Below are 15,399 nucleotides of genomic sequence, written 5' to 3'. Positions count from 1 at the left end.
GGCCGCGCTGCGGTCGTTCGTTCTCGTTGTTTCCCCTCCTGGGTTTTACTACGGGTTGTGGGGGTGACCCCGCTGCGGTCGCTTGTCCGTACGAAGGTAGGAGCTGCTCACCCCTGTGAGGGACTGCAGCGCAGTCCAAGCTCCGTTACCCGGTGCGCAGCTCCGGGGTCCCCCCCCGCAGGGAAAAGAAACTCGTTGGCAAGACAGCTTGCTCCGTTCCGAAAAGCATTATACCTGCGCTCCGCCGCAAAAATTCTTCTGAGACGTTTACGTACCTTAGTCGTCCTTTCCGCCCGGTGTAGGGCGACCCCAAGGAACGTCGATCGAGTACTATGAATATGACCCCTCGCTTTATCAATAGCCCGCTCGTGGCTGTCTTCGGCATGCTGCTGACGACCGTATTTGCCTGTCAGCCAGACGATCCGAAACGGGCGGTAGACGACGGGAGCCGGCCCGAAGAGAATCGCTTCACCACCACCGTGCTCACGGAACCGGGTGCGTTGGACGAGCCGATGGCCTTCACTTTTCTCAGCGACGAGGTCATGATGCTGGTGGAGCGCAAGGGAGGGGTAAAGACCTTCGACGCCGCCAATCGCCGGATGAAAACGGCCGGCCACATCCCGGTAAATACCATTTACACGAATAAGGAAGGCCAGTCGCGCCCCGCCGAGGAAGGGTTGATGGGCGTCGCCGCCGACCCCGACTTCGCCGAGAACGGCTGGGTATACATGCTGTATGCCCATCCCGACGAGGCCAAGCACGTGCTATCGCGCTTCGACTACGACGGGGATAGCCTGCAAATGGACTCCGAAGTGGTCGTGCTGGAGTACGATGCCCAGCGCGAGGTCTGCTGCCACACCGGCGGCGGCATCACCTTTGATCGGGAAGGAAACCTCTATCTCACCACCGGCAACAACACCGCCAACCCGCCGATCGGCACCTCCAATCTGGACGAGCGGCCCGGTCACGAAACCTCCGACGACCAGCGCACCGCCGGCAATACGAATGACCTGCGCGGCAAGATCCTGCGCATCCATCCCGAAGACGACGGTAGCTATACCATCCCCGCGGGTAACCTCTTCCCCGAAGGGACGGAAAAGACGCGGCCCGAGATTTACACGATGGGGCACCGAAATCCCTGGCGCGTGAGTGTCGACAGCGAGACCGGCTACATCTACTGGGGCGAGGTCGGGCCGGACGCCTCGGAGGATTCCCGCTACGGCCCCCGGGGCTACGACGAGTTCAACCAGGCCCGGGAAGCGGGCTTCCACGGCTGGCCCTACTTCATCGGGGATAATATGCCCTATATCGATTACGATTACGCTACCGACTCGGTGAGCCAGCCCTTCGACGTCAACAAGGTGGTGAATAACTCCCCGAATAACGACGGCCTGACTGAACTGCCCGAGCCGTTGCCCGCCTTCATCTGGTACCCGTACAGCTACTCGGAGGAGTTCCCGCAGATGGGTAGTTCGGGGCGGAGTGCCACGGGCGGACCGGTGTTCCGGCAAGCTGACTTTCCCGACACCGATTATCGCTTCCCCAGCTACTACGAAGGCAAATGGCTGATGGTGGAATTCATGCGCGGCTGGATCATGGCCGTGGAAATGGACGAGAACGGCGACTACGTTGGCATGGAACCCTTCCTGCCGGAAGAGAATTTCAGCAGCGCCATCGATATGCAATTCAGCCCCGACGGCCGCCTGTACGTACTGGAATACGGCTCGGCCTGGTTCCGGGGCAATGAGAACGCACAGATCAAGCGGATCGAGTACAACGGAGGTAATCGCCCGCCCGTCGTGGTAGCGAGTGCCGACCGGACCGCCGGCGCCCTGCCGCTGGAAGTTGCGCTTTCCGCTGAGGGGACCGAAGATTACGACGAGGACGAGCTGGACTACCGCTGGACGGTCAGTTCGGAAAACGGCTATTCCGAAGAGTTCGACGAACCGAATCCGACGATTACCCTGGAAGAAGAAGGTGCCTATACCGCCGAGCTGGAAGTCAGCGACCCGGCCGGCAACAGCGACCGGAAAAGCTTCCAGCTCCTTGCGGGCAACGCGCCGCCGGAGGTGGACATCGTGCTGTCCGAAGGCAACCGCTCCTTCTTCTTTCCGGGCAGTGAGCTGCGGTACGACATTCGCGTGGCCGACCCGGAGGACGGCTCCGTCGAGGGAGGAGAGATCAGGGCGGACGCCATCGCCGTTAACTTCGACTACGCCCCCGAGGGCTACGACCCGATCGAGATCGCCCAGAACCACGTGAGCAGCGACGAGTGGGTCATCTACCAGAAGGGCAAGGATATGATCAAGGAGAGCGATTGCCTCTCCTGCCACCGGGTGGATGTCTCTTCCGTAGGCCCCAGTTACCAGGCCGTGGCGGAAAAATATCCTAATACGCCGGAGCAGAAGGCGATCAGCGCCAGGCGGATCATCGAGGGAAGCGTCGGCCTCTGGGGCGACCACGCGATGAGTGCCCACCCCGACCTATCGGAAAAGGACGCGATGATGATGGTGGATTACATCATGAGTCTCGACCAGCCGGCGCCCAACCGGCAAAGCGTGCCGCTGCGGGGAAGCTACGTAACCGATGTGCCCGCCGCCGAGAACGGTAAGGGGGGATATCTGCTACGTGCGGCCTATACGGACGAGGGCCGCGGCGAGCTCGGGTCCCTGACTTCGGAAAAGATCATCGCGTTACGCAATCCGGTGCTGGTAGCGGAAAACGCGGACTACAAAGAAGGTACCCAACTCATGACCACGCCGCGTCGGTCGTTCAACATCGTGGAGGACGGCGGTTTTGTCGGTTTCCGTGACCTCGATTTGACCGGGATCGGCGAGATCGAGATCGTCGCCGAGGCCAGCGATCGCTCCGGGGCGGCCGGTGGCACCATCGAGGTGCGGCTGGATAGTCCGGACGGAGAGGTGGTCGGCCAGACCGAAAAGGTGGTCCACCGCGAGCTGGACTTCGAAGCCGAATTTCTGAAGCAGCAGCAAGCCTGGGTAGCCGGCGGCAAGCGCGGGCCGGAGCCCAATATCCGGCTAATCCAACGAACGCTGAAGCCCTCCTGGTCCATTCCCCTGGGCGACGCGGAAGGCCTGCATGACGTCTACTTCGTCGTGCGCAACAACGACACGAAGCCGGGGCAGATCCTCGTCACGCTGGAAAGCATAGAATTCAAATCCGGTAGTCAGCTATCGCGGTAAGCATCAATAGCAAAAAACACATCGATCATGCATACGAAATCTTCCCGTCGCCATTTCCTGCGCACCACGACCGCCGCTGCCGGTGGCCTCTTACTGGCGGGCCCCGCCCTCCACGCCGCGCCGGCCATCATCCATCGTTACCGCAAGCCCGATTCGAAGATCAACGGCGTCCAGATCGGGACCATCACCTACTCCTTCCGCAGCATGCCCGATCAGAGCGCGGAGGCTACCCTGGGTTACGTGACGGACGCGGGAATCAGCGCCATCGAGCTTATGGGAGATCCGGCCGAAAACTTCGCCGGCGCCCCGGAAAGCACCCTCGACCGGAGTAAGATGTACGGGCTGATGCGCCGCCAACGCGACGGGGAAATCTCCGAGGACGAAAGCAAGGAACTGGCAGCGATGCGCGCCGAAGCGGAAGCCTACGGAAAGCAACTGACCGAGTGGCGGACACAGGTGGGTATGGACAAGTTCCGTCAGTTACGCCGCATGTACAACGATGCCGGCGTGACCATTTACGCCTATAAGCCCAGCGCCTTCGGCGTGAACAGCTCGGATGAAGAAATAAACTATGGCCTGAAGGCCGCCAAGACGCTCGGCGCCAGCCACGTAACCCTGGAGCACCCGGGCAACGACCAGCATACGGCCCGGTTGGGTAAACTGGGACAAAAGCACGGCGTACGGGTAGCCTACCACGGCCACACCCAGCAAACGCCTGACTTCTGGGATACCGCCCTGCAGCAGAGTCCCGCCAATGCCCTGAACTTCGATGCCGGCCACTACGTCGCGGCCGGTTACGACCCCCGCGAGATCGTGCGCAGCAAGCACGCCAGCATTTCCAGCATGCATACCAAGGACCGTACCACGCCGGCTAACGGGGCGCAAAACCTCATGTGGGGAGAGGGCGATACGCCGATCGGCGAAATGCTGTCCATGATCCAGCGCAGTAAAATGAACTTCCCCGCCACCATCGAACTGGAATACGACGTTCCGGAGGGCTCGGATGCGGTTAAGGAAGTGGCGCGCTGCCTGGAGTTTTGCCGGGAAGCGCTGTCGGCTAAGTAGAGGCTGACTAGGACTTGCCGGCGTGCTGCTTCTTACGATCGGCCTCGAAGTTCCGCTCCGCCAGACCGGCGTAGGTAGCGTACAGCTCGTCGCATTCCCGATCGATGGTCACGTCGCCGATGGCGTTGCGGGAAGTGGTTGGCTTAATCAAGTCATCGCGGGCCTGCAGCAAATCGGCTGCCGCGATACCGGTGACCTGGCTGACGCGCTCCGCCCAGTCGGTCTTGCCGTGATCGACGATATCCTCGTACAGTACGGCGCAGCCCCCGTAGAGGTACAGGTTCAGCAGGTTGGTCTTGTAGGTATCCAGGTAGATATCCTTGAGTTCGCTGAAGGACCCGCCGCTCTTAGCCACCGCGCTCATCGCGAAGGTGTTGAATTGGCGGACGGTAATGAGCAAACGCACGTCAAAGCCCGCGCGCTTCATGTGAATGGGCAGGTACTGCGAGAGCGGCGGGTACTTGATGTAATCAACCTGGCTAAGCAGCTCCTTCATGTTCGACTCGATCTTGCGCTGCTGGCGGGCCGCGAAGCTGTCCGAGACGGGTTGGGCCATGCGCGCGCGCTTGAGGTACTTATAGTTGTCGATCATGATATCGTGCTCGTAATCGCCCGAGCCGCGAAACCACTCCCGGTCGCGGGGGAAGCCGAAGTCGGCACCGGCATTCGCCAGGATTGCACAAAGAAGCGTGGTGCCGGTACGTTTGCCGCCTGCGACGAGGTATTTCATAGAGATTTGGTGGATTGATGGTTCGGGGCGAGGGATAAGCCCGGAGATGGAATAACGCGCCCGGGCCGGTCAAAGATATAGATCGGGTAGCATTAGGATTCTGAGCGCGGATGAGAAGCTTTCCACACTTTCTACTGTAGCCGGCTAACCTATTGTCTCACTCTGTGACAATAGCGATATATTGTGCTCTATGCGCATTCTCCCGTCTCTCCTTTGCCTGCTGTACCTGTCGCTGGCCGCCGGGCTTTCCGCCGCCACCGTGGACACCATCCCTATTCCGAGTGCCGCCATGGGCAAAACGTACAAGGCCGTCGTCGTACTGCCGGAGACGTACGCTGGTAGCGACGCGAACTATCCCGTTCTGTACCTGCTGCACGGCGGTATCGGCCACTTCGACGATTGGGTCAAAAAGCTACCCGATCCGACGATGCTTCCGCGAATTGCGGACGAGAACGGTCTCATCATTGTGATGCCGGAAGGGGAAGTATTCAGCTACTACCTCGACAGCCCGGTGCTGCCCGAAAGCCAGTTCGAGACCTACATCACCAAAGAAGTCATTCCGGCCATAGACGAACAATTTCGCACCGTAGCCGGCCGCGACGGGCGCGTCGTTACCGGATTATCGATGGGCGGCTTCGGCGCACTCTACCTCTCGGCCCGGCATCCCGACCTGTTCTGCGCCGCGGGCAGCATGAGTGGTGCCCTGAATACCGACCTCGAAGGATGGAAGCTTCCGGAGCAGGGAATGCGGGACGTAGCAGGGGGCTTCGCGTATATTCTGGGCCCAAAGGAAGGAAATGAGGATATCTACCAAGAAGCAAACGTGCTGACCTACGCCGACGCCATGGCTACGAACGACGTTGTCCTCACCTTTGACTGCGGCGTGGACGACTTCCTCATCGAGCCGAACCGCAAGCTGCACCGCTTACTCATTGAAAACGGCACGCCGCACAATTACGCCGAGCGGGCCGGTACCCATTCCTGGAATTACTGGGGAAATAGCCTGCCGTACCACGTGCTCTTTTTTCGGAAGGTGCTGGAGGAGAAGGGGACCCTGGTGAAGAAATAGGAAGGGAAATCCCGGAAACCTGAGCGGCAATCACTTCCCCTTTGCCTGTAGTCGTTTGACTAATCCCTGCAAGGTGAGCCCCTGCACCACGATGGAGAAGAATACGACGATGTAGGTGATGCCGAGGATCAAGTCCTTGCTAATTTCCGGCGCCAGGCTGAGGGCCAGGGCAATGGAGATACCACCCCGCAATCCGCCCCAGGTCATGATAACGGCGGCGTTCTCCTCGAAGTGGAAGCGGTGCTTCAGACTGGCCACCAACAGCGACAGGGAAGCGTAACGGGAAAGTACCACGATCAGGATAGCGAGTACGCCGGTGATCACGATGGCGGTGGTGAATTCCACCTGGACGATAAAGAGACCCACCAGCAGGAACAGAACGGCATTGAGCAGCTCGTCCACCAGTTCCCAGAACTTCACCAGGTAGTCCTGGGTGATGTCCGATACCCCACCGCGGTGCTGTACCCCGCGAACCAGCATGATACCGCCGACCACCACCGTCAGCGGGCCGGAAATATGTAGGGTATTGGCCAGGGTGTAGCCACCCACTACCATCGCCAGGGTGATAAGGACCTCCGTCTGGTAGTGGTCGATGGTCGCCAGCATATAGGACACCAGCCTGCCCAGCAGGTAGCCGAGGATCAGTGCCCCGAATACCTCCTGTACGAATAGCAGGGCCACGGAGGCTACCGTCACCTCCGCGTGATCCCCCGAAGGCATGGCTATGTTGGTCAGGATAAGGAAGACCACGTAGCCCAGTCCGTCATTAAAGAGGCTCTCCCCCGCGATTTTCACCTTCAGGGACTCCGGCAGGTTCGTATGCTCCAGGATGCCCAGCGTGGCTACGGGATCGGTAGGGGAGATGAGTGCTCCGAAGATCAGGGCGTGCAGCAGCGGGATCGGTGAGCCCAGCAGGTCCAGTGCAAAATACGTAAGCCCGCCTACGAGGGAGGCCGAAACCAGCGTAGCCCCGAAGGCGGAAATGAGGACCGGCCACTTTTGCGCCCGGAGTTCTTCCGGGTCCAGATTGATGGCACCGGCGAAGAGCAGAAAGCTGAGGATGCCGTCGAGGAGAACTTCCGAGAAATCAATTTGGCTAAGCAAATTCCGGTCGTAAGCCAATATTCCAGGATTGAACTTCCCAACCACTAAAACACCCAGGGAAAAGATCATGCCGACGATAAACAGCCCGATGGTAGCCGGAATTTTAAAAAACCGGGTATTCAGGTAATCGAATACGGCCGCTACGACAACCAGGATCGTAATAAGGTGGAAAATGCTCATAGGGTGTGGGGTGATTCGGGAACGTAATCGGATCTATTTGCCGGGGCTACTGTTCCGGAAGGTCGTTAAAAACCGTGGCGCTATCGGGCATCGCGAAGAAGTCGTCGGGCAGGGAGGGCCGGAACGCGTAGTCGGTCACGTCGATATCCGTAATGTGTTCGCCTTGACCTCCATCGGTCCACCAGTACGTATCGTAACCGGCCGGAAGGGTAATGCCGTCGACCTTTGTCTTTCCAATGATGACCATGAGCTTTTCGGGATTGTGGCCCCCGTCCGGGAAGTACCCGGGGTAGGACACGATGTAGCGCAGGGCGTCGAGCTGCCCCGTTTCGGGGTTCAGGTAAAGTACGTAGTAGTCATCGGGTGCGTCACCGGTACCGTCGGCGAAGGTGACTTTCACCAGTTCATACGCCTGCCCGTTTAAGTCCCCGGCGGGCAGGGATTCAAACCGGACCCCCTCGTCGGCGAGTACGAAGGGCAGGCCCACGAAGTAGTAGGGCGTCAGCGACCAGAAGCGCGGGCTCATACCGGCCACCCGCTCGCCGGTCAGCGACCAGGCCTGCTGTCCGTCGAAGCCGAACCGTTGGGTAGTATCGGTAGCCAGGTAGTGGACGGCCCGGCTGCGGGCGTAGTCATTGTACGCGAACGTATTCCGCGGGGAGCCGTCGTCGAGCGGCTGGTAATTGAAGTGGTAGTACAGCGGACCGTTGCCGTACCAGGTTTCCAGTCCGCCGTGGGCCTCGATGGCGCGCAGGACCCGGCTTCCCGCCGAATCGCCCTCCATGCGTTCGTAGGCCCCGGCGATCCGTTCCGCGTAGGGATCTTCCGGGATCCCGGCAGTCTCCGGCGGTGTTTCCGAAGCCGGTTCGTCCGTACATCCGGTGAGCAGGAACAGGAGGAGGAAATACAGTAGGGGCATTTTGGCTGACTTTATTAAACAGGACGCGGTATGGACGACAATGTTCTCGTTCGGGCCGGTGTCGCGGCCACCGTCAACTTTTCCGCCGCGGCCATTGTCTAGTACTCCGATGCGATACGGTGCACTAAGTCTGGCATTTTACCTGGTTCTTCTCGCCCTGACCCCCTGTCAGGACCTGGAGACCACTCCGCTTGCTGGCTGTGACGGTTACAGCCTCCAGAACGATCACGATACCCCGGACCACCACGACGATTGTACCCCGCTCTGCGTGTGTTCCTGCTGCGGGGTGCTGGCCGATACGCCCCCCGTTCTGGTGGCCTTGGCCGTAATGCAACCGCTGCCGCCCCGCGGGCAATCCAATCCGGTTTACGTCCCCGCCTGGAAGCTTATTGATTTACCCGGCCGGGACATCCAGCCTCCCCGAGCCTAGTCAGTCCTTCCGCGGGATAACCATGCCCGCCCGACACGTATCGGTCTGACTAAGCTTACTTTACTTTTATGTTTGACGCTATAATCGCCTATTCCGTCCGGAATAAGCTGGTGATCGGAATAGGTGTACTGGGTCTCATCATCTGGGGGATCTACTCCCTCCGGCAGATTCCCATCGACGCCGTTCCCGACATCACCAACAACCAGGTGCAGGTCATCACGACCTCCCCCACGCTGGCCACCCAGGAGGTGGAGCAGTTCATTACCACCCCAGTGGAGCTGGCCCTGCAGAACCTACAGGACCTGGTGGAGATCCGATCCATTTCCCGCTTCGGGCTATCGGTCGTGACGGTCGTCTTCGAGGAGTCCACGGATATCTACCTCGGCCGCCAGCTGGTCAGTGAGCACCTGCGGGAAGCGGAGGCCAACATACCCCCCGGCCTGGGAACGCCCGAGATGGCCCCGATATCCACCGGTCTCGGCGAGATCTACCAGTACGTACTGACCGTCGATTCGGAGCACGAGGGGGAATACTCGGATATGGACCTTCGGACTATCCAGGACTGGATCGTGCGCCGCCAGCTGTCGGGCATCGAAGGGGTAGTGGAGGTGAATACCCTGGGTGGTCTCCTCAAACAGTACGAAGTGGCCGTTGACCCCGATCAGCTTAAGGCGATGGGCGTCACCATCCCGGAAGTTTTCGCCGCCCTGGAAAACAGCAACGAGAACACCGGCGGCGCCTACATCGAAAAGAACCCCCGCACCTACTACATCCGTACTAACGGCATTGCCGGAAGCCTGGAGGACATCCGCTCCATCGTGGTGGCCGTACGGGGCGGCCGGCCCATCCTGGTGGAAGACGTCGCCACCGTGGGCTTCGGGGCCGCTCCGCGCTACGGGGCGCTGGTCCGCAACGGCCAGGAAGCCGTCGGGGGCCGGGTGATGATGCTGCGGGGTGCCAACTCGGCCGCCGTTACCGAGCGGGTACGGGAGCGGGTGGGGCAGGTGCAAAAATCCCTCCCCGAGGGCGTCTCCATCGAGCCCTACCTGGTACGGGACAAGCTCGTATCCACCGCCGTGCGCACCGTTGCCACCAACCTCATCGAGGGCGGCCTGATCGTGGTGTTCATCCTGGTGCTGCTGCTCGGTAATTGGCGGGCGGGGCTGATCGTCGCCTCGGTGATCCCGCTGGCGATGCTCTTCGCGATCTCCATGATGAACGTACTGGGCATCTCCGCCAACTTGATGAGTTTGGGGGCGATCGACTTCGGCCTGATCGTGGACGGGGCGGTGATCATCGTGGAGGCCATCGTGCACCGGTTGCATAATTCCCTCTCCCCCGGCCCCTCTCCAGAGGAGAGGGGAGAGCTGAGCCAGCAAGAGATGGACGACGAAGTGACCACCGCCTCGGTCAAGATCCGCAGTTCGGCGGCCTTCGGGGAGATCATCATCCTGTTGGTGTACCTGCCGATCCTGGCGCTGGTCGGCATCGAGGGGAAGATGTTCCGGCCCATGGCGCAGACCGTCATGCTGGCCATCGCCGGCGCGCTGATCCTGTCGCTGACCTACGTGCCCGCCATGTCGGCCCTCGTCCTGAGCAAGACGATCACCGTTAAGCGGACCATCGCCGACCGGATAATCGGCTTTTTCCAGCGGCTGTACGCTCCCGTATTGCGGGCGGCACTTCGCTTCAAGGTGCTCACCGTCGGGGCGATTCTCCTGCTTTTCCTCGTCAGCATCTGGCAATTCACGCGGCTGGGGGGCGAATTCATCCCCACCCTGGAGGAGGGCGACCTGGCCATGCAGCAGATCCTGCCCCCGGGCACCTCCCTGGCCCAGAGCGTGGAGATGACCGAGCGGGTGCAACAGCGCATCCTGGAGGAGATCCCGGAGGTGACGGACGTGGTCACCGCCATCGGCTCGGCTGAGATTCCCACCGACCCGATGCCGGTGGAGACCGGCGACTACACCTTCGTGATGAAGCCCCGCGACGAGTGGGTCAGCGCTCCCGATCGCCAGGGCATGTTCGAGGTGATCGAGCAAGTGCTGGCGGTATTCCCGGGCATCGGGCTCGAATTTTCCCAACCGATCCAGCTGCGCTTCAATGAGCTCATGACCGGTACCAAGGCCGACATTGCGATCAAGCTGTACGGTCCGGATATCGACCTGGCCTACCGCAAGGCGCGGGAGGCGGAGTCGATCATCTCCGAACTGCCGGGCACGGGTACGGTCACCGTGGAGCAGACGACCGGGATGCCGCAGATCGTGGTCGACTTCAATTATCCGAAACTGGCCCAGTACGGTCTGCAGGTGCGGGACGTGAACCGGGTCATCGCCGCCGCCTTCGCGGGGACGAGCGCGGGGACCGTGTACGAAGACGAGCGCCGCTTCGACCTGACCGTCCGCCTACGGGAGGCGGACCGCAGCGGCATCGACGACGTTTCGAATCTGTACATCCCCCTGCCGCAGGGTGGCCAGGTCCCCCTGCGGGAAATCGCCCAGGTCCAGCTGGTGGATGCCCCGATGCAGATCAGCCGCGAAAACACCAACCGCCGCACCGTCATCGGCGTCAATGTCGGTGATACCGATGTGGAAACGCTCGTCGGCGACATCCAGGCGGCCCTGGACGAGCAGCTCGAACTGCCCGCCGGCTACTACCTGACCTACGGTGGCCAGTTCGAAAACCTGCAGGCGGCGAGCGCCCGACTGGCGGTGGCCGTACCGGTGGCCCTGGCCCTGATCTTCATCCTGCTCTACTTCACCTTCGGCAGCTTTTCGCAGGCGACGCTCATCTTCGTCGCCATCCCGCTGGCGGCCATTGGGGGCGTCTGGGCCCTGGTGCTGCGCGGGATGCCCTTCAGCATTTCGGCGGGCATCGGCTTCATCGCACTCTTCGGGGTGGCGGTCCTCAACGGGATCGTGCTGGTCGGCTATCTCAACCAGCTTAAGGCCGAGGGGTGGGACGATATCCGCGCCCGCATCGTCGAGGGGACGCGCGTCCGCCTCCGCCCGGTGATCATGACCGCGGCGGTCGCTTCCCTAGGCTTTCTACCCATGGCCCTGTCCAACTCGGGCGGGGCGGAGGTGCAGCGCCCCCTGGCCACGGTGGTCATCGGCGGCCTCATCACGGCTACCTTCCTTACCCTCGTCATCCTGCCCATCGGCTACTACTGGCTCGAACGTTGGCAGGAACGCCGCACGGGCAGCAAGCAACTCGTCGTGTTGCTACCACTGCTGATCTATAGTTTGGGCGCCGGAGCGCAGGTAGAACGCCTGCCCATAGATGAGCTGGTCCGACTCGGATCCGAGGCCAATCCAGGTCTCCGCGCCGCCGACCGACTTACCGACCGCAATCGCTCCCTGACCGACCTGCCCTACGCCCCGGGTACTACGGATATCAGCTATAACGGGGACGGCTTATTCCGCGCGAATAACCAGCAGGTCAACCAGCTGAGCCTGGTCCAGCGCTTCGATCACCCCGGCGCGATCCGCGCCGCCAATGCCGTACAGGAGGCCGTCGTAGCCGGCAATGTCGCCGCACGCGACCTCACCCTGGCGGAACTCCGGCTCTCCGTCCGCAGTATTTACGGCCGGCTACAGTACCACGAAGCGCTGGACCGGCACTACCTGGATCTGTTGGCCACCTACGACAGTTACGCCCGCATTGCCGCCTCCCGCGCCAACGCCGGGGCGACCAACCGCCTGGAGCCCCTGCGCATCGAGGCCGAACGCGACCGCATTCGCCAGCAACGGGATGCCAACCAAATCACCGTCGAAGGATTACAACGACAGCTGGACCTGCTCACGGCAGCCGGGAGCGTACTGCCCGCCGACACCCTCGCCCTGCTGGCAACCGACGTGCTGCCGGACGCATCCGGGGAGCAAAACCCGAACGTCGCCCTCGCCCGGCAGCGGGTGGTACAATCCCAGGCCGCCATCGACGTCACGGCCGCCGAAACGCTTCCTACCTTCCGGCTCGGCTACTCCGCCCAGCAATTCGTTCAGGGGGGCTACCTGAGCGGCCTGGAAGCGGGCGTGACCCTGCAGCTCTTCACCGAGCCGAACCGCCGCCGCGTGGAAGCCCGCCGCATCGACGTGGAAGTCGCCGAGGCTCAATTAGAAAATAGCCGCCTGGCCTACACCCGCGAGCTGACCGATCTCACCAGCGAACTGGCCCGCACCGCCGATAACGTAGTCTTCTACCGCGAGCGGCAGACGGGCGTGATCGCCGAGGTGCTGCGCGTGGCCCGCCTCAATTACCGCGCCGGCGAACTCAGCTACCTCGAAGTGCTGGATGCCCTGCGCACCCTGGCCGACAACCGGCAGTCGCTGCTTACCGAAACCCTCAACCACAACCTGGCCGTCTACCGGCTCCAATTTTTGCGCAATGAATAATTCTAAGTTCACCACGCTGTTTGCCGCGAGCCAGGTCGCTCGTTACGTGTTTGGCTTCCTGTTCGTGGGGTTGCTTTCTACCTGCGCTCCGTCGCCCGAACCTTCCGGCGAAGCCGAATCCAACGAAGCGCACGCCGGCGAGGAAGGGCACCACGAAGAGGGGGAGCACCACGACGGGGAAGGGGTACACCTGAGCCCCGAGCAGATCGCGGCCATGGATATCCGCTTCGGCAGTCCGCAGGAACGCAAGCTCAACGATTACCTGACGGCCACCGGTACCCTGGGCCTGCCGCCGAATGCCTACGCGTCGGTGAGCGCCCGGGCCAGCGGCTTCGTCCGCAACGTGGCTAATTACGTGGAGGGAGACTACGTGCAGCGCGGTGCCGTACTCGGCTACCTCGAGAACCCCGACTTCATCGACCTGCAGCAACGCTACCTTGAGGTACAGGCGGAACTCAAGTACCTGGAGCAGGATCTGGCGCGCCAGCAGCAGCTCTACGCCGACAGTGCCGGAGTGCTTAATACGGTCCAGCAACTCGAATCGCGGGTAGCCGCCCGCCGGGCGACCCTGGCCGGGCTGGGGGAGCGGCTGGCCTACCTCGGGATACAGCCCGAGAAGGTGAATCCGGAGCAGATCGGACAGCGCATCACGGTGTACGCCCCGCGTTCCGGCTACATCACCACCATTTCGCTGCACGACGGCATGTACGTGGAGCCCAGCACCCAACTGATGGAACTCATCGACGAGGAGCACCTCCACCTCGAGCTGGCCGTCTTCGAACGCGACATCGGGCAGGTGGAGAAGGGGCAGCGGGTCACCTACCGCATTCCTTCGCTGAGCAACGAGCCCTACGAAGCCGAGATCCACGTGATCGGGAAAGACTTCAACGCCGAGAATAAAACGGTGCGGGTACACGCCCACCTGGTGGGAGACCAGCCGCCCTTCATCCGCGACCGCTTCGCCGAGGCCCGCATCTGGCTGGACGACGCCACCGTCACCGCGCTGCCGGAAAGCGCCGTGGTACGGGAGGGAGAGCTTCACTACGTCTACGCCGCCGATAGCAGCGCGGTGGGGGAGGTGGCCTTTAGGGCCCTGCAGGTCAACCCCGGCGTGACCGAGGATGGCTACACCGCCATCCGCTTCGTGGACCCCCTCCCCGCCGGCGCGCGACTGGTGACCGAAGGAGCCTACTTCGTACAGGCGCAGGCCATGGCCGCGGAGCTGGCGCACGAGCACTGATGCGGGGGGGTAAACATCGGATGTTCATTTTGCTGATATATCAGCAAAAATTTACTTAAAAGATGATTTAGGGTTGTTAACGGATTATAGCGGTGGGTGAAATGATTCGACATCGGATGTCTATTTCGCCTGTTAACCTTTATCCCTATCATAAACAGCGGTATAGAACCATGACAGAGGAATCCCAACCCTTCACCGCCACCGACTTCGGTGACGATTTTCAGGATTTCGATCCGGAGCTGCGCGAGCAGGCCATCGAGATTGCCAATCAACTGCGGCAGGAACGCCCGGAGGAGTCCCGCGGCAAGATTGCCGGTCTGGCGCTGCAGCGGGCATGCGTGTGGTGGATGGACCGGGCGGGCTAGTGAAGGTGCGTGTCCGAAAGCTGCTGCGCGATGCCGGTTTGTATTACGCTTGGCTCGGACTAGACACGGAAGGGGAGTAGGGGATAAAGGAAAACTGGCAATTTAGACGAGCATTAGCAAGTTTTAAGAAGGGCCAATTACCTTTAGCACATGCACTCACCCCTGACGGAGCCCCGATTCGTTCCGATTACGGCGGCGGACCAGCCGGCTTTATTCGACCTGATGCAGCGGATCTATCCGCCCGTATACGCCTACTTGTGGCCGGACGGCGGCAAGTGGTACCTGCAAAGACAGTACGGAAAGGAGAACTTCGAGCAGGAAATGGCCGACGACCGGGCCGACTACCGTTTTATATTCGACGGCAGCAAAGCGGTGGGCATCGTCCGTAGCGTGCAGGGCGTATCCTGCCCCGACTGTCCGGAATTGTCCGCCACGAAACTGCACCGCCTCTACCTCGATCCCGCCACCCACGGCCGGGGCATCGGGAAGCAAGCGGTCAGGCGACTGGTCAATACCTGCCGTAGGCGGGACGATCAGTGCCTGTGGCTCGAAGCCATGGACTCGGCCGAAAGCTCGCTCGCCTTTTACGCGGGAACCGGCTTCCGGCAGGGCGGTCACTTCACCCTGGACATGCCGCGGATGTACCCGGCCCGGCGGGGGATGTGGCGATTTTGGCGGGAGCTTTAGGATCCTTTGCCCT

Annotated in this window: 11 protein-coding genes; 8 read left to right on the top strand and 3 right to left on the bottom strand. The window is 61.5% G+C overall.

The features are described from left to right. The first annotated feature begins 338 nt into the window (after positions 1 to 338). Together DRW39_RS10510 and DRW39_RS10505 are read left to right on the top strand one after the other, a co-directional pair. Complete coding sequence (locus DRW39_RS10510; protein WP_198664843.1) at positions 339 to 3,203, top strand: PQQ-dependent sugar dehydrogenase; 2,865 nt, start codon at positions 339 to 341, stop codon at positions 3,201 to 3,203. A gap of 27 nt (positions 3,204 to 3,230) precedes the next feature. Then, a complete protein-coding gene (locus DRW39_RS10505; RefSeq protein WP_116106988.1) occupies positions 3,231 to 4,268 on the top strand; it encodes a sugar phosphate isomerase/epimerase family protein in 1,038 nt (345 codons plus the stop codon). Between the two features lie 7 nt (positions 4,269 to 4,275). On the opposite strand, the gene DRW39_RS10500 is transcribed toward DRW39_RS10505, so the two are convergent. Further along, positions 4,276 to 4,998, bottom strand: a complete 723-nt coding sequence (locus DRW39_RS10500) for a hypothetical protein (protein ID WP_116106987.1) — start codon at positions 4,996 to 4,998, stop codon at positions 4,276 to 4,278. 190 nt (positions 4,999 to 5,188) lie between these two features. Here DRW39_RS10500 and DRW39_RS10495 point away from each other — a divergent pair, with 190 nt between their 5' ends. After that, positions 5,189 to 6,067 carry an alpha/beta hydrolase gene (locus DRW39_RS10495; protein ID WP_116106986.1) on the top strand — a complete coding sequence of 293 codons (879 nt, stop codon included), beginning with the start codon at positions 5,189 to 5,191 and terminating at the stop codon, positions 6,065 to 6,067. 30 nt (positions 6,068 to 6,097) lie between these two features. Here the strand turns inward: DRW39_RS10495 and DRW39_RS10490 are convergent, their stop codons facing one another. Next, on the bottom strand, positions 6,098 to 7,351 hold the full coding sequence (locus DRW39_RS10490; protein WP_116106985.1) for a cation:proton antiporter: 1,254 nt from the start codon (positions 7,349 to 7,351) through the stop codon (positions 6,098 to 6,100). Between the two features lie 46 nt (positions 7,352 to 7,397). Continuing rightward, a complete protein-coding gene (locus tag DRW39_RS10485; RefSeq protein WP_116106984.1) occupies positions 7,398 to 8,270 on the bottom strand; it encodes a DUF6503 family protein in 873 nt (290 codons plus the stop codon). A gap of 109 nt (positions 8,271 to 8,379) precedes the next feature. Between DRW39_RS10485 and DRW39_RS10480 the strand changes: the two genes are divergently transcribed. The 5 genes from DRW39_RS10480 to DRW39_RS10460 all read left to right on the top strand — a co-directional run bounded on the left by DRW39_RS10480 (position 8,380) and on the right by DRW39_RS10460 (position 15,386). After that, the gene (locus DRW39_RS10480) at positions 8,380 to 8,700 is read left to right on the top strand and encodes a DUF6660 family protein (protein ID WP_116106983.1); all 321 of its coding nucleotides are present in this window, start codon (positions 8,380 to 8,382) and stop codon (positions 8,698 to 8,700) included. A gap of 68 nt (positions 8,701 to 8,768) precedes the next feature. Next, on the top strand, positions 8,769 to 13,094 hold the full coding sequence (locus DRW39_RS10475; RefSeq protein ID WP_116106982.1) for a CusA/CzcA family heavy metal efflux RND transporter: 4,326 nt from the start codon (positions 8,769 to 8,771) through the stop codon (positions 13,092 to 13,094). Beyond that, positions 13,087 to 14,334, top strand: a complete 1,248-nt coding sequence (locus DRW39_RS10470; protein WP_116106981.1) for an efflux RND transporter periplasmic adaptor subunit — start codon at positions 13,087 to 13,089, stop codon at positions 14,332 to 14,334. The genes DRW39_RS10475 and DRW39_RS10470 overlap by 8 nt, the downstream gene beginning before the upstream one ends. Positions 14,335 to 14,504: 170 nt before the next feature. After that, positions 14,505 to 14,699 carry a hypothetical protein gene (locus DRW39_RS10465; protein ID WP_116106980.1) on the top strand — a complete coding sequence of 65 codons (195 nt, stop codon included), beginning with the start codon at positions 14,505 to 14,507 and terminating at the stop codon, positions 14,697 to 14,699. Positions 14,700 to 14,849: 150 nt separating this feature from the next. After that, positions 14,850 to 15,386 carry a GNAT family N-acetyltransferase gene (locus DRW39_RS10460; RefSeq protein ID WP_116106979.1) on the top strand — a complete coding sequence of 179 codons (537 nt, stop codon included), beginning with the start codon at positions 14,850 to 14,852 and terminating at the stop codon, positions 15,384 to 15,386. Positions 15,387 to 15,399 lie beyond the last annotated feature (13 nt).

Source organism: Lewinella sp. IMCC34191, from assembly GCF_003390935.1.
Classification (GTDB): Bacteria; Bacteroidota; Bacteroidia; order Chitinophagales; family Saprospiraceae; genus Neolewinella.
Note: the sequence above shows the minus strand (reverse complement) of the source record. Positions and strands in the feature narration are given on the sequence as shown.

Bases quoted from the DNA above. Each gene is read 5' to 3' on its own strand.
- DRW39_RS10510 (WP_198664843.1), top strand. From the start codon at position 339: ATGACCCCTCGCTTTATCAATAGCCCGCTCGTGGCTGTCTTCGGCATG.
- DRW39_RS10505 (WP_116106988.1), top strand. From the start codon at position 3,231: ATGCATACGAAATCTTCCCGTCGCCATTTCCTGCGCACCACGACCGCC.
- DRW39_RS10500 (WP_116106987.1), bottom strand. From the start codon at position 4,998: ATGAAATACCTCGTCGCAGGCGGCAAACGTACCGGCACCACGCTTCTT.
- DRW39_RS10495 (WP_116106986.1), top strand. From the start codon at position 5,189: ATGCGCATTCTCCCGTCTCTCCTTTGCCTGCTGTACCTGTCGCTGGCC.
- DRW39_RS10490 (WP_116106985.1), bottom strand. From the start codon at position 7,351: ATGAGCATTTTCCACCTTATTACGATCCTGGTTGTCGTAGCGGCCGTA.
- DRW39_RS10485 (WP_116106984.1), bottom strand. From the start codon at position 8,270: ATGCCCCTACTGTATTTCCTCCTCCTGTTCCTGCTCACCGGATGTACG.
- DRW39_RS10480 (WP_116106983.1), top strand. From the start codon at position 8,380: ATGCGATACGGTGCACTAAGTCTGGCATTTTACCTGGTTCTTCTCGCC.
- DRW39_RS10475 (WP_116106982.1), top strand. From the start codon at position 8,769: ATGTTTGACGCTATAATCGCCTATTCCGTCCGGAATAAGCTGGTGATC.
- DRW39_RS10470 (WP_116106981.1), top strand. From the start codon at position 13,087: ATGAATAATTCTAAGTTCACCACGCTGTTTGCCGCGAGCCAGGTCGCT.
- DRW39_RS10465 (WP_116106980.1), top strand. From the start codon at position 14,505: ATGACAGAGGAATCCCAACCCTTCACCGCCACCGACTTCGGTGACGAT.
- DRW39_RS10460 (WP_116106979.1), top strand. From the start codon at position 14,850: ATGCACTCACCCCTGACGGAGCCCCGATTCGTTCCGATTACGGCGGCG.